The sequence below is a fragment of the Flaviaestuariibacter flavus genome (assembly GCF_004337505.1).
Classification (GTDB): Bacteria; Bacteroidota; Bacteroidia; order Chitinophagales; family Chitinophagaceae; genus Flavisolibacter; species Flavisolibacter flavus.
In genome coordinates, this window is the sequence record NZ_SJZI01000045.1 from 1 (window position 1) to 23,823 (window position 23,823).

The window sequence follows — 23,823 nt, forward strand, 5'->3', positions numbered from 1 at the left end:
TCCATACTGGCCGTTTCCACGGAAGGGCAAAAGGAAGTGATCGGCATTTACTTTGGAGAAAACGAGGGAGCGGCTTTCTGGCGCTCGGTGCTCGCCGACCTGAGACACCGGGGTGTCCAGGACATCCTGATTGCCTGCATCGACAACCTCAAGGGTTTTGCGGAGGCCGTCGAAGACTTATTCCCTCAGACCGAAGTGCAGTTGTGCCTGGTGCACCAGATGCGCAACTCGATGAAGTATATGAACTGGAAGGACCTGAAGCCTTTTGTGCGCGATCTGAAGCAGATCTATAAGGCCGTCAATGCAGCCATGGGCCTGCATTACCTGGAGGAAGCCGAGAAGAAGTGGGGTAGCAAATACAGCGTCATCTTCAAGAGCTGGCGAACCAATTGGGAGCGGCTCCGCACGTTCTTCAACTACTCGCCTGCTATCAGAAAAATCATCTATACCACCAATCCCATTGAGAGCTACCACCGCATGGTGCGCAAAGTCACCAAGACAAAAGGCGCGTTCTCTTCCGAAGATGCTATCGTCAAGCAAATCTACCTGGCCACCATAAATGCTAACACCAGGTGGCAAGGCACCATGTTCGGATGGACAACCGTCCGTACAGAGCTAACTTTGAAGTACGCAGACAGGCTGAATAAATAAATGACACACTTAACTGAGCACTACCGAAGCGTTTCGTAAAGCGTTCTCATTCGTTCGCCCTCTCGTTCTCATTTTCTCTCGTTCCCGCCCTAGTCTTCGCTTCTTCCCTGCCACACTCCTTTCCGCCACGCCGCCTGCAGCTTTTCCATTTCTTCTTTATCGCTTTCGGTAAGCGGCTTTTTTGCCAGTACTGCCGCATCGGGCTGGCCGGCATCGATCCAGGCGGTGTACCAGAAGGAGGCGACGGCCCAGATGGCCAGGCGCATCCGGCGCTCCACCATGCCCCCGAGGGCCTTATCGAAGGCCGTGGCGTATTCTGCGCTGAACTGCCGCTCCAGCTTGCCGCGCCGCTCGGCAAGCCCCCAGCGCTGCCCCGGCGGGAAGCGTGCCGCGAGCCCCCGCTCCACCGCCAGCACCGTATCGGCCGCGGCGGCGCTTTCCAGCACACGCTCCCAGATAAAATCCAGCGGCTTTTCGATATAGGCGGCGCGCCCGGCCACAAACTGCCAATCCCGCTCCGCCAGCAACTCGGGAATACGGCTTTCCCACAACCCGTGGATGCCCGTCTGCCCGGTCAGCTGCCCGTTGTGGTTGCTGCTGGCATGCAGGGGCACATGGGCATCGGCTATGTAGTGACCGAGCTCGGCCGACAGCTTGAGGATCCGCTCCTTGTCACCCGCCCTGAACGCTTCGGTAAGCCGCCGCTGCACGGTAGCCACCCACCAGGGCACGATGCCGTTGGCCAGCAGCGTATCCTGCCCATACTTTGCCAGGGCGCTGTCCCAGCGGCGCGGAAGGGCCGGGTAGGGCCAGGCGCCATAGCGGTCGATATCGATATAATGATGCGCCCCTTCGGAAGGCAGGAGGTAGCGCCGCATGTCGGGGTCCACGGCGTGCTCTGAAAGATAGGCCAGGTGCGGCTTGTACAGGGCCAGCAGGCCCGGCGGCAGGCCGAAGGCAGCGTAGCGGTTGATGTGGCGGTGGCCCCAGAAGCCCCAGCTGTGCGCGGGGAGGGCCGGCGCCAGGCTAGCCCATAGCAGCAGGGTCCGGATCAGGTGGCGGCGTCTCATGGTGTCGGTGTTTCTCCTCGTCTACCTGCGTCACCCCGCCCGAGAGCACGAACTTCATCGCATCGCTGGCATTGACGTTGGAGATGGGCCGCACACGCGCCACCGGCAGCAGGTACACATTGCCGGCGATGGAATACGACATCGGGATGTAAACGGCCACGTAGTCTTCCGTAAACCCGAAATCACGCGCGTGCTCCTGCGTGATAAAGCCCACCCGCCACACGTCCTTGTCGTCGATATTGGCCAGCACGGGCTTGTTGAATTTCTTCTTCTCACCACCCAGGGCCTCGGTGAAGTCCTTGACGGTGGAGTAGATAAAGCGGATGCCGGGTGTCTTGCTCAGGAGCGAGTCGAATATGGAGAAGAGGCGGTTGCGGATGAAGAAGGTGGACAGGTAGCCGATGATGCAGATGGCCGCGATGATGATCACAAAGCCGAGCCCGTAGTTGCGGATGACGAGCTTGCCCTCGGCGTTTTTCACCACGAAAATGGGGATGAGGTTGTCTACCGAATCAACGATCCAGTATACCGCCCAGGCGGTGACAGCCACCGGCGCGATGATGAGCAGTCCCTGCAGTAAATAGCGAAACAGGTTACGAAACTTAAAGCGATCACTTTGCGTCGGCTGCAAATTGTCCATGCGGCAAAGGTATCCAACGGTTCATCCATCGAAATGGTGTTTTCATCAAAAAAACCTGTTGGAAACTTTGGTAACGAAAATAGTTTCCATAGTTTTGCGCCCGATTATGGAACCGAAACAACGCATCCTTCAGAAAGCCGACGAGCTGTTCAAGCGTTACGGGATCCGCTCCGTATCGATGGACGATATCGCCGCCCAGGTAGGTATGTCCAAGAAGACCCTCTACCAGTATTACGTCGACAAGGAAGAACTCGTCAACGCCGTTTTCTCCACGATGATGGATGAAAACAAAGCCTCCTGCGGCAGCTGTATTCATCATGCCGAGAATGCCATCCACGAAGTTTTTCTCCAGTTCGACCAGGTGCAGGTGATGCTGTCGGAAATGAACCCGTCGCTGCTCTACGACATGGAAAAATACCATGCGCCGACCTTCGCCAAGTTCAAGGCCTACCAGAACGAGTTTCTCTACGGCATCATACGCTCCAACTTCGAGCGGGGCGTTGCGGAAGGACTGTACCGCGACAATTTCGACATCGAGATCATCACGCGCTTCCGCATCCACACCATTATGGTGGCCTTCAACATGGACCTGTTCCCGGCAAGCCGCACCAACCTGTTGTACGTAGAGCAACAGTTGCTCGATCTCTTCCTCTATGGAATCGCCACTGCCAAAGGAGAACGGCTTATTCAGAAATACAAGAAACAACGAACCAAAAATTGAACAGATGACACCAAAACCCAAAGGAGGACTTTTGCTGCTGTTGCTGCTGGCGGCCGCCACCACGGCCGGGGCGCAGCAACGCTATGAGCTGACCGCCAAAGAAGCCGCCGACCTCGCCGGCAAGAACAACGTGCAGGTGAAGAGCGCGCTGATCGACGTGGCCATGCAGGAGCAAACCAACCGCGAGATCACCGCCAATGCCTATCCCCAGGTGAACGGCAACTTCGGCATCACCTACAACCCGATGGTGCTGGCCCAGCGCTTTCCCAACTTCATCGCCCTGGGCACCTATGGCGTACTGGCCCAGGAGGGCGTAAAGAACGGCCAGGGACAGGCCATCGCACTGCCTTCGGACGTCGGCTTTATCGAGGCGGCCTTCGGCACCAAGTGGAACAACAATGCCGGCGTGTCGCTGCAGCAACTGCTGTTCGACGGGCAGGTATTCGTTGGGCTGCAGGCAAGACGCGCCTCGATGGACTTCGCCCGCAAAGCCGCGGAGCTTACCGAGCAAGGCGTACGCGTAAACGTATACAAAGTGTACTACCAGCTGGCGGCCGCGAAATACCAGGTGCGTATCATCGATGCCAACATCGCGCGCTTTCAGAAGCTGGCGGCCGACACCCGCAAGATCTATGATGCCGGCTTTGCCGAAAAGCTCGACATCGACAAAGTGAACGTGGCCCTCAACAACCTCAGCACCGACCGTATGCGGGTGATGAACCAGATCGACAATGGCTATCTCGGCCTCAAGCTGCTGATGGGCATCCCGTCGCGCGACTCCATCGTGCTGAAGGATACCGTCAGCTATGAGCAGGTACGCAACGAGGTGCTGGATGCCACGCAATTCAATTATTCCGACCGCAAGGAAGTGCAATACCTCGAAAAAGGCATTGAGTTGAATAAATACAATATCAAGCGCTACCAATACACCTATTTCCCCACGGTAGCCCTGTCGTCGAACTACAGCCTGCTGCGTCAGTCGGACAAGTTCGGCTTTGGCGGCTCCTGGAGCAAAGGCGCTTCGGTCGGCATCAATGTGTCGGTACCCATCTTCGACGGCTTTGCGCGGGCGGCCCGCGTTCAGCGCGCACGCCTGGCGCTGCAGCAGTCGCAGAACAGCCTGGAAAGCCTCAAGCTGCAGATCGACAACCAGGTACTCACGGCACGCAACAACTTCAACAATGCCCTGGCAGCGCTCGACAACCAGAAGCGCAACCTGGAGCTTGCCGAAAAAGTATACGCCCAGACCCGCCGTAAGTACGAGGTCGGCACCGGCTCGCAAACCGAGATCACGGCGGCCGACACGGAGCTTCGCACGGCACAGAACAGCTATATCGCAGCCCTCTACGACGCCATCGTGGCCCGCATCGACTTTTTAAACGCCACCGGCAAACTTCAATAAAACCAAAACCCCACCACCCCAAAAGAAGAATATGAAACGCTTTTTACCCGGAATAATCCTGCTGCTGGTGCTCAGCGCCTGCGGCGACTCCAAGAAGGACGCCGCCGGCGACCTGAACGACAAGAAAGCGAAGCTTGAAAAGCTCCGCGGCGACCAGAAAAAACTGAGCGACCAGATAGCGGCACTGGAAGCCGACATCGCAAAGGCCGACCCTTCGGCGGCGGCCGCTACCGCCAGGCTCGTGTCGGTGCTGGCACTCGGATCCGACAACTTCACGCATTTCATCGAGCTGCAGGGCCGCGTGGAAAGCAGCAATATCTCTTACGCCGCGCCCCGCAACGGCGGCGGCCTGGTGAAGGCTGTATATGTAACCCAGGGACAAGCGGTGCGTAAAGGACAATTGCTGCTCCGCATGGATGACGCCGTAGCCCGCACCCAGGTAGCATCGGTAGAAGCACAGCTGGTTACCGCCCGCGACCTCTATAACCGCCAGCAGAAGCTGTGGAAGGAAGACATCGGCACCGAAGTACAGCTGGTGCAGGCCCGCAGCAACGTCACCAACCTCGAGAAGCAGCTCGCTACCGCCCGCGAAGGCCTCAGCATGAGCAATGTGTATGCGGAAACCAACGGCATCGCCGACGAAGTGACCGTACACGCCGGCGAGATGTTTGCGGCCAACCCGATGGGCCCGCACATCAAGATCGTCAACAACAGCGCGCTCAAGGTTACCGCCAACATTCCCGAAAACTACCTGCCCCGTGTAAAGCAGGGCACGCCGGTGCAGATCTACCTGCCCGACCTGAAGCGTACCGTCAACAGCACCATCTCGGTGATCAGCCAGGCCATCAACGCCGACACGCGCGGCTTTGTGGTAGAAGCCCGCATCCCGGCCGACCCGGCGCTGAAACCCAACCAGGTGGTGCAGGTGAAGATCCAGGACTATGCAAACGCCAGCGTGGTGACCGTGCCGCTCAACGTGGTGCAGAGCGACGAGAAAGGCAAGTATGTGTATGTGCTGGCAAAAGAAGGCGCCAAAACCGTAGCCCGCAAGCGCAGCATCATCGTGGGCGAATCCTACGGCGAGCGGATCGAAGTGAAAAGCGGCCTCAGCAACGGCGACCAGCTCATCACCGAAGGCTACCAGGACCTGTACGAGGGGCAGCTGGTAGCAGTAGCGAAATAACCTCACCCCCTTCCCCCTCTCCCTGTGGGAGAGGGGGAAGGAAGAGACAGCACTCTTTTTTACGACCGCGCCCGCTCCCCTCTCCGTACCGGAGAGGGGTTGGGGGTGAGGTAAAACGGAAGCAAATGAAAAAGATCATCGAAGGCGTCGGTAAAAAGTTCAAGCAGTTCCCGGTGACGAGCTGGGCGGTGGACAACAAGACCGTCGTATACATTCTCGCCATACTCATCACAGCGTATGGCCTCATGAAATTCAACACGATGCCGAAGGAGCAGTTTCCCGACATCGTGGTGCCCACCATCTCGGTGGTCACGGTCAACTTCGGCAACTCGCCGAAAGACATCGAGAACCTCATCACCCGCCCCATCGAAAAGCAGATCAAGTCGATCTCGGGCGCGAAGGTGAACAAGGTCAACTCCATCTCGCAGCAGGACTATTCGCTGATCACCGTTGAATTCGACACCGATGTTAAGACCGACCTAGCCAAGCAAAAGGTGAAGGACGCCGTGGACAAGGCACGCACCGACCTCCCCACCGACCTCACCCAGGAGCCGGATGTGCAGGAGTTCTCGTTTTCGGAGATGCCCATCATGTATCTCAACATCTCGGGCAACTACGACGCCATGAAGCTGAAGAAGTTCGCCGATGACATCCAGGACCGCATCGAGGAGCTGAGGGAGATCACCCGCGCCGACATCGTGGGCGCCCCGGAGCGCGAGATCCAGGTGAATGTAGATCCCTATAAGATGCAGGCGGCGCGCATCACCTTCAACGATATCGACAACGCCATCAAGTACGAGAACAACGACGTTACAGGCGGGCAGATCGAAGTGGGCGAGATGAAGCGCACCCTGCGGGTGAAAGGCCAGTTCGGCGCCGCAACCGATATGCAGAATATCGTGGTGAAGAACACCAGCGGCTCGCCGATCTACCTGCGCGACATCGCCACAATCATCGATACGATGAAGGAACGCGAGTCGTACGCGCGCCTCGACGGGAAGCCCGTAATCACGATCAACATCGTGAAGCGCTCGGGCGAAAACCTCATCGACGCCGCCGACAAAGTGAAGGCCACCATCGCGTCCATGCAAAAAGCCGGCGAGCTGCCCCCCGACCTGCGCGCCGTATTCACCGGCGATCAGAGCAAGCAGACGAAAACCTCGTTCAACGAACTCGTGAACACCATCATCATCGGCTTCGTGCTGGTGCTCATTGTGCTGATGTTCTTCATGGGTGTTACCAACGCCTTCTTCGTAGCGCTCTCCGTACCGTTGTCGGTATTCGTCGCCTTTCTTTTCCTCCCGGTCGCCGACTGGATCGTGGGCACGCCCATCACGCTCAACTTCATCGTGCTCTTTGCGCTGCTCTTCGGCCTCGGCATCATCGTAGACGACGCTATCGTGGTGATCGAGAATACCCATCGTATTTATGCCAACGGCAAGATCCCCATCGTGCGCTCCGCCAAGGAAGCCGCGGGCGAAGTATGGATCCCGGTGCTGGCGGGTACGGCCACAACGCTGGCGCCCTTCTTCCCGCTCCTGTTCTGGAAAGGCATTATCGGCAAGTTCATGATCTACCTGCCCACGATGCTGATTCTCACGCTGGCCGCCTCGCTCATCGTGGCCTTCGTGTTCAACCCGGTATTCGCCGTTTCGTTCATGCGTCCCGAAGGACGGGAATATGAATCACCGAAGCGCGACCTGTTCCGCCGTCCCATCTTCTGGGCCGCCGTTGCGTTGGGCATCCTGTTCAACGTGGCCGGCTGGCATGGCTTCGGCAACTTCCTGCTCTTCATGGCAGCGCTGTCGGTCCTCAACGTGTTTGTGCTGCGCGACGTGATCCACTGGTTCCAGAACCGGCTGATGCCGCGCCTGATGAACCGTTACGAAGGACTCCTCCGCTGGGTGCTGGTGGGCAGCCGCCCGGCCTGGCTGCTGGTGGCCATGTTCATCCTGTTTCCCGTGGCGCTGGTGCTCCAGAACCTGCGCGGCAACGGGTCGACCTTCTTCCCGAGCGGCGATCCCAACTTCGTCTTTACCTATCTCAAGCTCCCGGTGGGCACCGATGTGAAGTATACCGACTCGGTGACGCAGGTGCTGGAGCAGCGTATCTATAAAGTACTGGAGAAAGAAAAGCCCGGCACCCAGGGCTCCATCGTGGAAAGTATCATTGCCAACGTAGCTATCAGCGCCGGCGATCCCAACGACATCAACCGCTCCACCCAGCCCAACCTGGGCCGCGTGCAGGTGTGTTTCGTGGAATTTGAAAAACGTCACGGCAAGCGCACCCAACCCTACCTCGATGCCATCCGCGAGGCGGTGCAGGGCATCCCCGGGGCCGAGGTTACGGTAAGCCAGGAAAACGGCGGTCCCCCGACCGATCCGCCGGTAAACGTAGAAGTGATCGGCGACAACTTCGAAGAGATCGCCCGCGTAGCTACCGACCTCCGAAATTATATCGACACCAACCGCGTGGAAGGCATCGAGCACCTGCGCACCGACGTAGATCTTACCAACCCGGAGATCTCGGTGATCGTTGACCGCGAGCGCGCGATGGCGGAAGGTATTTCTACGGGCCAGATCGGTATGGAGCTCCGCACGGCAGTGTTCGGCCGCGAGGTGAGCAAGCTGAAGGAAGGCGAGGACGAGTATAAGATCCAGCTTCGCTACAACGACCTTGTGCGCAACAACATCACCGACCTGATGAGCATGCGGCTTACCTTCCGCGACTTTACCACGGGCGCCATCAAGCAGATCCCGCTCAGCGCAGTGGCACATATCGACTACACCAACACCACGGGTGGCATCCGCCGCAAGAATATCAAGCGCACCATCCAGCTGCAGTCGAACGTGCTGGACATGAGCAAGACCGATAAGATCAACGCCGCCCTTGCCCTGAAGCTCGATGAGTTCAAGCGCAAATACAAAATGCCGGCGACGGTAACCGTGCGCCAGAGTGGTGTGAGTGAGCAGCAGGCGGAAACAATGTCCTTCCTCGGCAAATCGCTCATCTATGCCCTGCTCACGATCTTCCTCATCCTCGTGCTGCAGTTCAACTCCATGTCGAAGCCCTTCATCGTGCTGACGGAGATCTTCTTCTCGATCATCGGTGTGTACCTCGGCTATGCAATCACGGGCATGGTCATCGCGCAGATCATGTTTGGCGTGGGTATCGTAGGGCTTGCGGGCATTGTGGTCAAGAACGGCATCCTGCTCATTGAATTCACCGACGAGCTCCGCGGCCGCGGTATGCGCACGCGCGAGGCGGCCATCCAGGCCGGCAAGATCCGCATCATCCCGGTGCTGCTCACGGCGCTGGCAACGATGCTGGGGCTGTTGCCGCTGGCGGTGGGCTTCAACATCGACTTCGTGCGGATGTTCACCGAGCTCAACCCCAACATCTTCTTCGGTGGCGACTCGGTAGTGTTCTGGGGACCACTTTCCTGGACAATTATCTACGGCCTTATCTTCGCGTTCTTCCTGACGCTGGTGATGGTGCCAAGCATGTACCTCATTGCCGAGCGGTTGCGCCGGCCGATGGAACGCTTTTACGGCAGCAAGTTCATCGCCCTGCTGGGCTTCCTCGGACCGCTGTTCTTCGTACTGGTGGGCGTCATGTTCGCGGTACGCCGCCTTCAGGGGCGCCGCGTATGGATGGGCCGCCAGCGAGTCGTAAAAACCAAACCTGTTTTGACGACCCAGATATAAGGAAGGATATTCACGATCAGAATGGCAGCGGTCCCGGCAGAAATGTCGGGACCGCTTTTTTGTTGCCTTGCGCAAAGCCTTACCCACAGGCACAGCCATAAGAATCCCACCTGTATAAGTACGCATGCAGCCATCTTCCGGTTCCTGAAACAAATGCCGGCGCCCGGTAATTGCAACGAAGCTTTCCTGAAAAATAATTCTGTCTTCACGAAAACCGGAATCACCACGATCCCGTAATTCAATCGGACGCTTCTCGAATCGCTTTTCATTTTTTCATCTTAAACCATATAAGCTATGGATCCTAATGCTGTGGCACCCAATGGGCAGGCATCGTCGTCGACGGACATGATGATGCACCGCCGGAAATTTCTCCTTTTCTCCGGCGCTGCCGCTTCTGCAGCCCTGGTAGGCGTTGCCTGTAAGAAAAGTGACAACCCTGTTGTAACGCCTGCTACGCCCGCCGTTGACCTGGGCACCGGTGATACCGGCGTACTCAACTACGCCTACGCACTCGAGCAACTGGAAGCAGCCTTCTATGTGCGTGTGATGCAAACCACCTCGTGGATGAACGCCACCGAGATGGAGTACCTCGCCGACATCCGCGATCACGAGGTGGCGCACCGCGACTTCTTCAAAGCGGCGCTCGGATCGAACCGCATCCAGGACCTCACACCCAACTTTTCGTCGGTCAACTTTGCCGACCGCACCTCCGTACTGAATACGGCAAAGGCATTCGAAGACCTGGGTGTGTCGGCCTATAACGGCGCCGGGCGGCTGTTGCAAAGCAGCGACTTCCTGACGCTTGCCGGCAAGATCGTATCGGTGGAAGCACGTCATGCCGCGCTCATCCGCGACCTGATCGCGAACGGCACCTTTGCGAAGCTCGACGACCCGGACCTCGTTTCGCTTGGTGCGGACAACAGCAAGGGCCTCGACGCCGTGCGCACGCCGGCACAGGTACTTGCCATCGCCAACAACTTCCTGTCGACGCCCGTCAGCGGTGCCAACCTTCCCTCCTAATTTGTAAAACGACAAATTCATGAACCTCCAGAATATTTTCAACGAGCTCGAAAACGTGGATCCCGAGGTGTATGACCGCCTCGATTCCCGCCGTCACGTGATGCAACGTTTTTCGTTTATCGGCAAGACGCTCGCGATGGCGGCGATCCCCACCGTGCTGGGCTCCATGCTCAAGAAGGCCTACGGGCAGAGCACGCCGGCCGCGGTGCTGGACACTCTCAACTTCGCGCTCACGCTTGAATACCTCGAAGCCGAATTTTACAAAAAGGGCAATATGGCCGGGGCCAGCCTGATTCCTACAACTGCCGCACAGGGCGCCATCGCAACCATCGCCGCGCACGAGCAGGCGCATGTCGACTTCCTGAAGGCCACCATCCAGGCCCTCGGCGGCTCGGCGGTAGCCATGCCCACCTTCGACTGGTCGGCCGGCAACAGCGCCTCCGGCGGCGGCCCCTTGGGTAACACGCTGTTTACCAGCTATCCCACCTTCCTGGCCGTTGCGCAAACCTTTGAAGATACCGGCGTGCGCGCCTATAAAGGCCAGGCCGGCAACCTGATGAGCAACAAAGCGGTGCTCACCGCGGCGCTCCAGATCCACTCGGTAGAGGCCCGCCACGCGTCGCACATCCGCCAGATGCGCCGCGCCAACAATACGCTCGGCGCCAACAATGTGAAGCCCTGGATCACCAACAACCAGAGCAACATTGTTACGGGCAATTCAGGCCTGGATGCACAGATCCAGCTGAGCTACAACGGCGAGGAGAACAGCACCCAGGGCAACGTAGCCGCTTCAACGTTCACCACGGTGGCTACGGACAAGGTTACAGAAGCTTTCGACGAGCCGCTGACCAAGGCGCAGGTGCTTGCGATCGTTGACCCCTTCATCGTTTAAAAGGCACGGTTAAAAAGAGAAAGCGGCTCCGTCTCCGGAGCCGCTTTTTTATTTAAACAGGGCATCAACGCATATCGCCCTCGCGAGGATTATCGGTGCCGCCGCGTTGCTTCCTCGAATTGGAAAGCAACCATATAACAACGGCGATAATAACGACGAGTCCTATGGCAAATGGTATCATGGTAATTGGTTTGTTTAAGTTTCACACAAACGATACCAGGAAAATATCTCAACTGGCTTTGCCTTTTCGCTCCCAATGATCCTTGATCAGCTTTCCTTCACGGTCCCACTTGAGGGTGCGGGCAAAGCGGTCGAGCGCGATGTCGAAACCGCCGACCTTCAGTTGCAACGAAGTGGCGGGCGCAAACTTCTTATTGAGCTCCTTCAGGAGTCTTTCGCCAAGCTTGAGGTGTTTCATTGGAGAAGCTCCTTAAAAAAGAGTGCCGGAGGAGAGAAGGAACGCTGATCCCGCAGGCGGAATGCGCATGGTTCGACAAGCTCACCATGACATGGTCAGCCTGAGGAAAGTCGAAATTGTCAGCCTGAGCGTAGTCGAAGGCTGCGTACATCATAAGGATCTAAAAAATCTGTGTTCTTTCTCTTCAGTCACCAAAAGAAAAGGCCGCTCCTTGCGGAACGGCCTTTCAATATTCGATATTCCTTGATCGATATTCGATATTCTAAAAACGCAGGGCGTTTTTAGAACTCTTTCTTCTCGCCTACTTTCTTACCGTCGGCGTCGAGTTCAACTACTTCGTAGCCGAGCTTCTTCACTTTCTCCAGCACCTTGGCCTTGTCGCCAACGAGCAGGATGTTCAGCTTCTCCGGTTGGATGCGCTGGCGGGTGATCTTGCTCAGGTCGTCTTTCTTCACCGTGCTCAGGATCTTGTTCTGCTGCGCGGTGTAGTTGGCGGGGAGGTTATACTCGAGCACACGGCTGATGAACTGGGCCTTCTGGGCGGGCGTTTCGTAGCGGAGGGCATCGAACTGGCCGATGGCATCCTTCATGAAAGCCACTTCCTCATCGGAAGGACCGTTCTTCACGTAGTTGTTGATGTCCTTCATCACTTCCACCAGCGCGGAGTCGGTAGCGTCGGCACGGATGCCGGCAGCGAAGCGGAACTCACCACCTACCTGGTTGCCGGTGAAGCCCGAGTTGGCACCGTAGGTCCAGCCCTTGTCTTCGCGCAGGTTCAGGTTGAGGCGGCTGTTGAAGTTACCACCCAGCGCGTAGTTGGCCAGCACCGAGCGATAGTAGTCGCCGGTAGCGTCCCACTTGAGACCGGTGGCATAACCCACACGGAACTCGGTCTGGGCACCCTTCGGAACGTCCACCAGGAACACCTTGGTCTTGTCAACCGGGGGCACAGGGTCGATCTTCGGCGTAGCGATCTTCTTGTTGGGGAGCTTATTGAGGAAAGCCATTTTGGATTCTACCTCGGCCTGCTTGATATCACCCACCACTACAAGGCGGGCGCCCTGCGACGTGATGAAGTTGTCGTAGTAAGCCTGGATATCCTTCAGCTCGATGTTCTTGATCGTTTCTTCCGTACCCGCCTGGCTGATGCCGAGGATGTGGTTCGGACCGTAGTTCACCTTGGCAAACACGGCGTCGGCGATGGCCGCGGGCTGCGACTTCATCTGCTTGAAGCCCTGGATACGCTGGTTCTTGAGGCGGCTGAAAGCAGCCTCGGTGAAGTTGGGACGGAAGATACGCTCTTCCATCAGCGCGATCACGGGATCGAGGTTTTGCTTCAGGGTCTGTACGTTCACGGTGATGCCGTTAAGACCGCTGGAGATGCTCAGCGAAGCACCCAGCTTGGCGAGCTCCTGGGAGATCTGCTCAGCGCTGTGGTTCTTCGTGTCTTCGTTCATCATGGCGGTGAACATACCCGCGAGGCCTGCCTTCGACAGGTCGCCGGCAGAGGCCAGGTGACCACCGGGGATGAACAGGTAGATGGCGATGGTCGGAACCTCGTCGTTCTCGGTGCCGATGATGCGGAGGCCGTTGGCGTTATCCTTTTTCCAGAAAGCCGGAACCTTCACCACGGGCGCGGGGCCGGCAGCGGGGACCTTGGAGCGGTCGAAGTTGTCTTTAGCCTTATTGTATTTGAGGCTGGCATAGCCGTAGTCGGGCTTCTGGTAGTTGCTGGAGTCGATCTTGAAGTTCGGCTCGGCGGCAACCAGCTGCTCCTGGTTCTTCGGCACCACGCTCAGGATAACGGCGCCTTTGCCTTTGATGTACTGGTTGTACACGCGCATGACGTCTTCTTTCTTCAGCGCGCGGATCTCGGCGAGCTCTTCACCGATCTTGTTGGGGTTGCCGGTGAAGGTCTGGTAAGCGGCGAGACGGCTTACTTTGCCGGAAACGCTCTGCAGGCCGTTGATCATCTGCGACTCGGTAGCGCCTTTGAATTTGGCGATGTCCTCGTCGGTGACGCCGCGCTTCTCGAACTCTGCGAAGGCGCTGCGGATGATCTTTTCCATATCAGCCAGGCTCTTACCCGGGGCGGGAACGAGGTCGAACTCGAATTCACCGGCCAGCTCGGAGTTGCTGTGGAAAGCCGTGGCGTTGAGGGCCAGCTGGCTCTTAATGGCCGACTGGTACAGGATGGAGTTCTTGCCCTGGCCGAGGATCTCGGCGAGGCAGTCGAGCGCCACCATGTCGGGATGGTAGTTCGGAACCGTAGGCAGCGTGAAGAAGAGGCGGGGCAGGCGGGCGTAGTTGTCGACCTGCGTTACATAGCGGTCTTTGTCCACTACTACGGCCGGGAACTTCGCAGCCTTTACCTCGGGGCCTTTCGGAATGGCGCCGAAATACTTCTCTACGAGCTTGATCACTTCAGCGGGCTTCACATCGCCACCTACAGAAACGGTCGCGTTATTGGGGCCGTACCAACGGAGGAAGAAGTTCTTGAGGTCATTTACGTCGGAACGGTTCAGGTCCTCGAGGTAGCCGATGGTCATCCAGCTATAGGGATGCCCGTAAGGATACAGGTTGCGCGAGGTGGTTTCGTTGGCAAGACCGTAAGGGCGGTTGTCATAGCTCTGGCCACGCTCGTTCTTCACGGTAGCGCGCTGGATCTCGAATTTCTTCTGCGTTACAGCATCAAGCAGGAATCCCATGCGGTCGGCTTCAAGCCACAGCATCTTCTCGAGCTGGTTCGACGGAACGGTTTCGAAATAGTTCGTGCGGTCCTGGTTGGTAGTACCATTGAGAGTACCGCCGGCAGCCTGAACGAGCTTGAAGTGCTGCTCGTCGGCCACGTGGTCGGAACCCTGGAACATCATGTGCTCGAAGAAGTGGGCGAAGCCGGATTTGCCGATCTCTTCACGGGCGGAGCCTACGTGGTATGTAACGTCTACATGCACCACGGGATCGGAATGGTCTTCGTGTACGAGTACGGTAAGGCCGTTGGGCAGCACGTACTTCTCATAAGGGATCACCAGCTCGGAGCCCTTTTTAGTCACTTTCTCTACCAGCTTTGCCTGGCCGCGCACTGCCCCGGCAAAGAGCAGCATGGAGCCGGCAAGCACCAGTACATTACGTTTCATCATTATCAAAGAGATTTTAGTTTTGATATAAGGGCCCCAAATTAAGCGTTTCTGCCGGGCTTCGGATACCACTTATCATAAAAAATTGAAATCTGTCCCGTTAAATGAGGCTTTTGCGGCTGGGCGAGAGAGAGAGAACGCAGATCTTTTATGATTGGTTATGATGAGCGCAGATATCGGTACCGGCATCAGCGAAAATCATAAAAGATCTGCGTATCCCGCCTGCGCGATCAGCGTTCCTTCTCTCCCCGGCTCCAACGGAAAAGGCCGCCCCTTCCGGAACGGCCCTTCGGTATTCAATATTCCTTGATCGATATTCGATATTCGATATTCTAAAACGCCCTGCGTTTTAGAATTCTTTCTTCTCCCCTACTTTCTTTCCATCAGCATCGAGTTCCACCACTTCATAGCCAAGCTTCTTCACCTTGTCCAGCACCCTGGCCTTGTCACCAACGAGCAGGATGTTCAGCTTTTCGGGCTGGATGCGCTGGCGGGTGACGCGGGCCAGTTCGTCCTTTTTGATGTTGCTGAGTATCTTGTTCTGCTGCACCGTGTAGTCGGCCGGGAGGTTGTACTCCAGGATGCGGCTGATGAAGCCGGCCTTTTGTGCAGGCGTTTCATAACGAAGTGCCTCCACCTGGCCCATCGCGCTCTTCATGAAAGAGAGCTCCTCGTCGCTGGGACCATTGGTGACGTAGTTGTTGATGTCCTTCATCACCTCCACCAGGGCGGAGTCCGTAGCGTCGGCACGGATACCCGAGGAAAACTGGAATTCACCCGAGATCTGGTTACCGCTGAAGCCGGAACGGGCACCATAGGTCCAGCCCTTGTCTTCGCGGAGATTCAGGTTGAGACGGCTGTTGAAGTTGCCGCCCAGCGCGTAGTTGGCGAGCGTAGCACGGTAGAAGTCACCGGTGGCGTCCTGTTTCAGGCCGGTGGCATAACCCACACGGAACTCGGTCTGCGCCCCTTTCGGCACATCCACGAGGTACACCTTGGTCTTGTCAACGGCGGGCGCCGGGTCCACCTTCGGCAGGTCGATCTTCTTGTTAGGCAGCTTGCTGAGGAAGGCCATCTTGGATTCTACCTCGGCCTGCCTGATGTCACCCACCACTACAAGGCGGGCGCCCTGCGACGTGATATAGTTGTTGTAGTAAGCTTCAACATCCTTCAGCTGGATGTTGTTGATGGTTTCTTCGGTACCAACCTGGCTCACACCGAGGATGTGGTTCGGTCCGTAATTGACCTTGGCAAAAACGGCGTCAGCCACCGCGGCGGGCTGCGACTTCATCTGCTTGAAGCCCTGGATGCGCTGGTTCTTGAGGCGGCTGAAGGCCTCCTCGGAGAAGTTGGGACGGAAGAGCCGTTCTTCCATCAGCGCCAGCACGGGATCGATGTTTTGCTTCAGCGCCTGCACGTTGATGGTGATGCCGTTGAGGCCGCTGCTCACATTGATCGAGGCGCCCAGCTTCTGCAACTCCACGCTTACCTGTTCGGCCGTATGGTTTTTCGTGTCTTCGTTCATCATGGCGGCTACCATGCTGGCGAGGCCGGCTTTCGACAGGTCTTTGGCCTGCAGGATGTGCCCGCCGGGGATGAACAGCGAGATGGCTACCGTCGGCGCTTCATCGTTGAAGGTGCCGATCGCTTTCATTCCGTTGGCCATTTCTTTCTTCCAGAAGGCAGGTGCCTTCACCACGGGCGCGGGGCCGGCGGCCGGCATTTTGGCGCGGTCGAAATTATCTTTTGCCTTTACATATTTCAGACCGGCATAACCATAGTCGGGCGTCTTGTATCCGCCCGGGTCAATGGTGAAATTGGGTTCGTGCGCAACGAGCTGCTCCTGGCTCTTCGGAACCACGCTCAGCACCACGGCGCCTTTACCTTTTATGTATTGGTTGTAAACGCGGACGACATCTTCCTTTTTCAAGGCACGCAGCTCGGCAAGCTCGTCGGCGATCTTGTTGGGGTTGCCGGCGAAGGTCTGGTAAGCGGCCAGGCGGCTCACTTTGCCGCTTACGCTCTGCAGGCCGTTGATCATCTGCGACTCGTTGCTGCCTTTGAATTTGGCGATGTCTTCGTCGGTGACGCCGCGCTTCTCGAATTCAACAAAGGCGTCGCGAAGGAGCTTTTCCATATCGGCGAGCGACTTGCCCGGCACCGGCACAATCTCGAAGCGAAACTCGCCCGCGAGCTCCGAGTTGAACTGGAAAGCGCTTGCCTGGAGGGCCAGCTGTTTCTTCACCGCGGTCTGGTAGAGCACCGAGTTCTTGCCCTGGCCAAGGATCTCGGCGAGACAGTCAAGCGCCGTGGCGTCGGGATGATAATTGCGCACCGTCGGGAGCGTCAGGTACAGGCGCGGCACGCGGGCGTAGTTGTCCACCTGGGTTACGTAACGATCCTTGTCGATGCTGACGGAGGGCACCTGCACCGGCGTCACCTCGGGACCGCGTGGAATGGAGCCGAAGTATTTCTCCACCATCCTGATGATCTCGGCGGGCTTCACGTCGCCGCCAACCGACACGGTAGCGTTGTTGGGACCATACCAGCGGAGGAAGAAGTTCTTGAGGTCATTTACGTCGGAGCGGTTCAGGTCTTCGAGGTAACCGATCGTCATCCAGCTATAGGGATGACCGTACGGATAGAGATTCTTGGAAATAGTTTCGCTGGCAAGCCCGTAGGGACGGTTGTCGTAATTCTGGCCGCGCTCGTTCTTTACGGTGGAGCGCTGCACTTCGAATTTCTTTTGCGTTACGGCATCCAGCAGGAAGCCCATGCGGTCGGCTTCAAGCCACAGCATTTTCTCAACCTGGTTGGACGGAACGGTTTCGTAGTAATTGGTGCGGTCGCGGTTGGTGCTGCCGTTGAGCGTGCCGCCGGCGCCCTGCACGGTTTTAAAGTGCTGCTCGTCGGCCACGTGGTCGGAGCCCTGGAACATCATGTGCTCGAAGAAGTGGGCAAAGCCCGACTTGCCGATCTCTTCACGGGCGGAGCCGACGTGGTACGTAACGTCTACATGCACCACGGGATCGGAGTGGTCTTCATGCACCAGCACCGTCAGCCCGTTGGGCAGCACGTACTTCTCATAAGGGATCACGATCTCGGAGCCTTTGCGGGTTACTTTTTCCACCAGTTTCGCCTGCGCGCGCACTGCCCCGGCAAAGAGCAGCAGGGAACCGGTAAGCACCAGTACATTGCGTTTCATCATGATAGGAAGGTTTAAGTTTTAGTATGTGTTCCTGAATATAAACCTTTCGGCTGGGATAACCGCGCTGCCAGCGGAAATGCGGGACAGAAAGAACGCAGATCTTTTATGATTGGTTTTGATGAGCGCAGATATCGGTACCGGCATCAGCGAAAATCATAAGCGATCTGCGTAGCCCGCATGCGGGATCAGCGTTACTTCTCTCCCCGGCTCCAAATGGAAAAGGCCGCCCCTTCCGGAACGGCCCTTCGGTATTCAATATTCCTTGATCGATATTCGATATTCTAAAACGCCCTGCGTTTTAGAATTCTTTCTTCTCCCCTACTTTCTTCCCATCGGCATCGAGCTCCACTACCTCGTAGCCAAGCTTCTTCACCTTATCCTGCACCAGGGCCTTGTCGCCTACCATCAGGATATTGAGTTTCTGGGGCTGGATGCGCTGGCGCGTCACGCGGATCAGCTCGTTTTTCCCGATGGAGTTGAGGATCTTGTTTTGCTGCACGGTGTAATCGCCCGGCAAGCCATACTCGAGGATGCGGCTGATGAACTGCACCTTCTGTCCCGGCGTTTCGTAGCGCTGTGCTTCTGCCTGGCCGATGGCGTCGCGCATGAAGCGCAGCTCCTCGTCGGTGGGACCGTTGCTTACGTAGTTGTTGATGTCCTTCATCAGCTCCACGAGCGCGGAGTCGGTGGCGTCGGCGCGGATGCCGGAAGCAAAGCGGAATTCACCACTGATGCTGTTGCCCGCAAAGCCCGAGTTGGCACCGTAGGTCCAGCCCTTGTCTTCGCGCAGGTTTTGGTTGAGACGGCTGCTGAAGTTGCCGCCCAGTGTGTAGTTGGCCAGCGTTGATTTGTAAAAATCACCTGTAGCATCCCACTTGAGGCCGGTGGCATAGCCTACACGGAACTCGGTCTGCGCGCCCTTCGGCACATCCACCATATACACTTTCGTCTTATCTACCGCCGGCGCGGGGTCTACCTTGGGAAGCGTCACCTTTTTGTTGGGCAGCTTGTTGAGGAAGGCGAATTTCTCCTCGGTTTCTTTTTGCGAGATATCGCCCACCACCACGAGGCGCGCGCCCTGTGCCGTGATGTAATTGTTGTAATACGCTTCGATGTCTTTGAGCTCGATGTTCTTCACCGTTTCCTCGGTGCCCAGCTGGCTGATGCCGAGGATATGATCAGGACCGTAATTGACCTTGGCAAACACGGCATCCGCAATTGCGGCGGGCTGCGACTTCATTTGCTTGAAGCCCTGGAGCCGCTGATTCTTGATGCGACTGAAAGCGGTCTCGGTAAACTTCGGGTTGAAGAGCCGCTCCTGCACAAGGGCGAGCACGGGGTCGATATTTTTCTTCAGTGTCTGCACCGTAACGGTGATGCCGTTGACGCCGCTGCTGAAGTTGACCGTAGCACCAAGTTTGGAGAGTTGTTGCGCGATCTGCTCGGCACTGTAGTTCTTCGTGTCCTCGTTCATCATGGCGGTGAACAGGCTGGCTAGACCAGCCTTCGACTTATCGTTGGCTGACGCAAGGTGACCACCAGGGATGAAAAGTGAAACGGCAACCGTGGGCACTTCGTTATTGAAGGTGCCGATTGCTTTCAAGCCGTTGGCCATTTCTTTTTTCCAGAAGGCCGGCGGCTTCACCGGCGGCACGAGGCCGGCAGCGGGCATTTTGGCTCGGTCGAAATTGTCTTTTGCTTTTACATATCTCAGTGCGGCATAGCCGTAATCGGGACGGTTGTAATTGCTGGAATCAATCTTAAAGTTGGGTTCGCGGGCCACCAGCGCATCCTGGCCTTTGGGTACCACGCTCAGCACCACGGCGCCATGGCCTTTGATGTACCGGCGGTATACACGCAGCACGTCTTCCTTTTTCAGTGCGCGCAATTCGGCGAGCTCCTCGGCGATCTTATTCGGGTTGCCGGTAAAGGTCTGGTAGGCGGCCAGCTGGCTCACCTTGCCGCTCACGCTTTGCAGGCCGTTGATCATCTGGGCTTCCTGTGCGCCTACGAACTTCGCGATATCCTCGTCGGTCACACCGCGCTGCTCGAAGGAGTCGAGCGCAGCACGGGCGATGGCTTCCATGTCGGCAAGCGTTTTGCCCGGCGCGGGCACCAGGTCGAAGCGGAACTCGCCCGCAAGCTCCGAGTTGGTCTGGTAGGCATTCGCCTGCAGGGCCAGCTGCTTCTTCACCGCGGTCTGGTAGAGCACCGAGTTCTTGCCCTGGCCAAGGATCTCGGCAAGGCAGTCGAGCGCAACCATGTCGGGATGATACAACGGCACTGTAGGCAGCGCCATGTAGAGGCGGGGCAGGCGGGCGTAGTTGTCTACGTGCGTCACGTAACGGTCTTTATCCACCACCACCGCGGGCACCTTTACCGGTGCCACTTCGGGGCCGCGGGGAATAGCACCGAAATATTTTTCCACCAGCTTCATCACTTCGGCCGGCTTTACATCGCCGCCGATGGAAACGGTAGCGTTGTTGGGGCCATACCAGCGGAGGAAGAAGTTCTTCAGGTCATTTACGTCGGAGCGGTTCAGGTCTTCGAGGTAACCGATGGTCATCCAGCTATAGGGATGACCGTACGGATAGAGGTTGCGCGAGATCGTTTCGTTGGCGAGGCCATAAGGGGCGTTGTCGTAGCGCTGCCCACGCTCGTTCTTTACGGTAGCGCGCTGCACTTCAAAGCGCTTCTGCGTTACGGCATCGAGCAGGAAGCCCATGCGGTCCGACTCGAGCCAGAGGGCCTGCTCCAGCTTGTTCGGCGGCACGGTCTCGTAGTAGTTGGTGCGGTCGGTATTGGTGCTGCCGTTGTTGTTGGGCAGCAGCTTGTCGAAGGTGCCCTTGGGTGCATGGTCCGAGCCTTCGAACATCATGTGCTCGAAGAAGTGGGCGAAGCCGGATTTTCCGATCTCCTCGCGCGAAGACCCTACGTGGTAAGTAACATCCACGTGCACCACGGGATCGGAATGGTCTTCGTGTACAAGTACCGTCAGCCCGTTGGGCAGCACGTACTTCTCGTAAGGGATCACCAGCTCGGAGCCCTTGCGGGTTACTTTCTCTACCAGCTTTGCCTGGCCGCGCACGGCTCCTGCAAAGAGGAGCAGTGACCCGGCAAGCACCAGTACATTACGTTTCATCATTATGAAGGGATTTGGGAGTTTTGATACAGGATCGTAAAATACGCCATCCTGCGCGCATCCGCTTACCACTTATCAAAAGAAAAAGGACAGCCGGCGGGACGCAGTTCCCAAAAAAGAGCCGCCCCATTCCAACAGGAACAGGGCGGCAGTCGGACGGCAATTCCAATGCGCCGCCGGCATTTATTTCGTGCCGCTGCGGCCGGCGAGGATCACGCGGATGATCTTCTGATTCGGCCCATACTGCAATTCCAGGAAATAAACACCGTCTGCGATCCGGTAGCGCGCCAGGTCCAGGGACAGTAATGAGGTACCTTTCGGCAGCCGGCAACGTTCGCTGAACAGCCGGCGTCCGGCAGCCGAATACAAGGAGTAGGAAACCGGCCCGGGCAAACCTTCCGGCAGTTGCACGATGATCGGACCTGTTGTTGGATTCGGGTAGGCACGCGGTTGTAAGGTCGCACGCAACGCCGGGTCGGCGCCTGCAGGGTCCGCGCCGGGCAATATCGACGACCGCGTAGTGGCCGCGGCACTCAGGATCTCGATGGCGGACACCTTCGCGTTATCCTTTCCACCGGCTGCGGTGAGCGAGCTGAAGCCGATGTTCAGCACGCCGTCGGTTACGTTCACCGTAAAGGTTTCGGTGGTGGCCGCGAAGGCACCCACCTTGGCAAAGATGTCGTAGTTATCGAGTACGCGTACACCCTCGATGGTTACGTCAAACACGCGGCTGTTGGCCGCTGTCCAGTAGATCTCCGCAAAGTGCAGCACCACCTTGTACTGGCCGTTGCTTACCGGGAAAGCATAGCTGAAGTTGTTGCCCCAGCGCTCGCTTTGATAAATGGCATCATCCGTTGTATTGGCAATGGCCGAGGTGGTGCTATACCGGTTGCCGGGCGATGGCGTGAAATAATTATCCGCCGCGAAAACGCCGATGCTGTTGGTCACCTGCGCGCCGCCCGCATTAATACGGTAAAACGTCGTAACCGGCGCGGCGATTACCGCAACGGCCACCTGATCGGCTGCGCTGGTGGCGCCCTGGTTGTCCGTCACTACCAGGGCAAACACATAGGTACCCGCTACAAGGCCGCTGACCGTGGGATTGGAAACCGTTTTACTGCTGAACGTCGCTGTATTCGGTCCGCTTACCTGGCTCCAGCTGTAGCCGGCAATGCTGCCGCCCGCATCGGTGCCCGAGCCGTTAAGTGTAGCAGAACTGGTGGGAAGCGTGATCGTTACATCCGGCCCGGCATTGGCCACCGGCGGCTGGTTAGCGGCGCTTGCGCCCAGGATCTCGATGGCGGACACCTTCGCGTTATCCTTTCCACCGGCTGCGGTGAGCGAGCTGAAGCCGATGTTCAGCACGCCGTCGGTTACGTTCACCGTAAAGGTTTCGGTGGTGGCCGCGAAGGCACCCACCTTGGCAAAGATGTCGTAGTTATCGAGTACGCGTACACCCTCGATGGTTACGTCAAACACGCGGCTGTTGGCCGCTGTCCAGTAGATCTCCGCAAAGTGCAGCACCACCTTGTACTGGCCGTTGCTTACCGGGAAAGCATAGCTGAAGTTGTTGCCCCAGCGCTCGCTTTGATAAATGGCATCATCCGTTGTATTGGCAATGGCCGAGGTGGTGCTATACCGGTTGCCGGGCGATGGCGTGAAATAATTATCCGCCGCGAAAACGCCGATGCTGTTGGTCACCTGCGCGCCGCCCGCATTAATACGGTAAAACGTCGTAACCGGCGCGGCGATTACCGCAACGGCCACCTGATCGGCTGCGCTGGTGGCGCCCTGGTTGTCCGTCACTACCAGGGCAAACACATAGGTACCCGCTACAAGGCCGCTGACCGTGGGATTGGAAACCGTTTTACTGCTGAACGTCGCTGTATTCGGTCCGCTTACCTGGCTCCAGCTGTAGCCGGCAATGCTGCCGCCCGCATCGGTGCCCGAGCCGTTAAGTGTAGCAGAACTGGTGGGAAGCGTGATCGTTACATCCGGCCCGGCATTGGCCACCGGCGGCTGGTTAGCGGCGCTTGCGCCCAGGATCTCGATGGCGGACACCTTCGCGTTATCCTTTCCACCGGCTGCGGTGAGCGAGCTGAAGCCGATGTTCAGCACGCCGTCGGTTACGTTCACCGTAAAGGTTTCGGTGGTGGCCGCGAAGGCACCCACCTTGGCAAAGATGTCGTAGTTATCGAGTACGCGTACACCCTCGATGGTTACGTCAAACACGCGGCTGTTGGCCGCTGTCCAGTAGATCTCCGCAAAGTGCAGCACCACCTTGTACTGGCCGTTGCTTACCGGGAAAGCATAGCTGAAGTTGTTGCCCCAGCGCTCGCTTTGATAAATGGCATCATCCGTTGTATTGGCAATGGCCGAGGTGGTGCTATACCGGTTGCCGGGCGATGGCGTGAAATAATTATCCGCCGCGAAAACGCCGATGCTGTTGGTCACCTGCGCGCCGCCCGCATTAATACGGTAAAACGTCGTAACCGGCGCGGCGATTACCGCAACGGCCACCTGATCGGCTGCGCTGGTGGCGCCCTGGTTGTCCGTCACTACCAGGGCAAACACATAGGTACCCGCTACAAGGCCGCTGACCGTGGGATTGGAAACCGTTTTACTGCTGAAC

Annotated in this window: 14 protein-coding genes; 7 read left to right on the plus strand and 7 right to left on the minus strand. The window is 57.6% G+C overall.

The features are described 5' to 3' along the window. Positions 1-651, plus strand: a 651-nt coding sequence (locus EPD60_RS12470; RefSeq protein WP_131449809.1) for an IS256 family transposase, incomplete at its 5' end; no start/stop codon positions are given. An 89-nt stretch (positions 652-740) separates the two neighbouring features. Here the strand turns inward: EPD60_RS12470 and EPD60_RS12475 are convergent. Together EPD60_RS12475 and EPD60_RS12480 are read right to left on the minus strand one after the other, a co-directional pair. Beyond that, the gene (locus EPD60_RS12475; RefSeq protein WP_131449810.1) at positions 741-1,721 is read right to left on the minus strand and encodes a zinc dependent phospholipase C family protein; all 981 of its coding nucleotides are present in this window, start codon (positions 1,719-1,721) and stop codon (positions 741-743) included. Then, positions 1,678-2,361, minus strand: coding sequence for a DUF502 domain-containing protein (locus tag EPD60_RS12480; protein ID WP_131449812.1), 684 nt, complete (start codon positions 2,359-2,361; stop codon positions 1,678-1,680). Before EPD60_RS12480 ends, EPD60_RS12475 begins: the two co-directional genes overlap by 44 nt. Positions 2,362-2,467: 106 nt before the next feature. On the opposite strand from EPD60_RS12480, the gene EPD60_RS12485 reads away from it, so the two are divergent. From EPD60_RS12485 to EPD60_RS12510, 6 genes are all read left to right on the plus strand, one after another. Further along, positions 2,468-3,082: a TetR/AcrR family transcriptional regulator gene (locus EPD60_RS12485; protein WP_165871532.1), complete on the plus strand. Its 615-nt coding sequence runs from the start codon at positions 2,468-2,470 to the stop codon at positions 3,080-3,082. A gap of 4 nt (positions 3,083-3,086) precedes the next feature. Continuing rightward, a complete protein-coding gene (locus EPD60_RS12490; protein WP_131449815.1) occupies positions 3,087-4,484 on the plus strand; it encodes a TolC family protein in 1,398 nt (465 codons plus the stop codon). A gap of 31 nt (positions 4,485-4,515) precedes the next feature. Then, positions 4,516-5,667, plus strand: coding sequence for an efflux RND transporter periplasmic adaptor subunit (locus EPD60_RS12495; protein WP_131449816.1), 1,152 nt, complete (start codon positions 4,516-4,518; stop codon positions 5,665-5,667). A gap of 125 nt (positions 5,668-5,792) precedes the next feature. Then, positions 5,793-9,374 carry an efflux RND transporter permease subunit gene (locus EPD60_RS12500; protein ID WP_131449818.1) on the plus strand — a complete coding sequence of 1,194 codons (3,582 nt, stop codon included), beginning with the start codon at positions 5,793-5,795 and terminating at the stop codon, positions 9,372-9,374. Positions 9,375-9,668: 294 nt separating this feature from the next. Then, complete coding sequence (locus EPD60_RS12505; protein ID WP_207896645.1) at positions 9,669-10,394, plus strand: ferritin-like domain-containing protein; 726 nt, start codon at positions 9,669-9,671, stop codon at positions 10,392-10,394. A gap of 19 nt (positions 10,395-10,413) precedes the next feature. Beyond that, complete coding sequence (locus tag EPD60_RS12510) at positions 10,414-11,286, plus strand: ferritin-like domain-containing protein (RefSeq protein ID WP_131449820.1); 873 nt, start codon at positions 10,414-10,416, stop codon at positions 11,284-11,286. 229 nt (positions 11,287-11,515) lie between these two features. On the opposite strand, the gene EPD60_RS12515 is transcribed toward EPD60_RS12510, so the two are convergent. From EPD60_RS12515 to EPD60_RS12535, 5 genes are all read right to left on the minus strand, one after another. Next, positions 11,516-11,704 (minus strand): hypothetical protein, encoded by a 189-nt coding sequence (locus tag EPD60_RS12515; RefSeq protein WP_131449822.1) that lies wholly within the window; start codon positions 11,702-11,704, stop codon positions 11,516-11,518. 281 nt (positions 11,705-11,985) lie between these two features. Next, positions 11,986-14,844, minus strand: a complete 2,859-nt coding sequence (locus EPD60_RS12520) for a M16 family metallopeptidase (protein WP_243647826.1) — start codon at positions 14,842-14,844, stop codon at positions 11,986-11,988. A 346-nt stretch (positions 14,845-15,190) separates the two neighbouring features. Further along, entirely contained in the window at positions 15,191-18,049 is a 2,859-nt protein-coding gene (locus EPD60_RS12525) for a M16 family metallopeptidase (RefSeq protein ID WP_243647827.1), read from the minus strand. 298 nt (positions 18,050-18,347) lie between these two features. Continuing rightward, positions 18,348-21,194 carry a M16 family metallopeptidase gene (locus EPD60_RS12530; protein WP_243647828.1) on the minus strand — a complete coding sequence of 949 codons (2,847 nt, stop codon included), beginning with the start codon at positions 21,192-21,194 and terminating at the stop codon, positions 18,348-18,350. Between the two features lie 180 nt (positions 21,195-21,374). Then, a partial coding sequence (locus EPD60_RS12535; RefSeq protein ID WP_131449824.1) for a malectin domain-containing carbohydrate-binding protein occupies positions 21,375-23,823 on the minus strand: 2,449 nt, incomplete at its 5' end.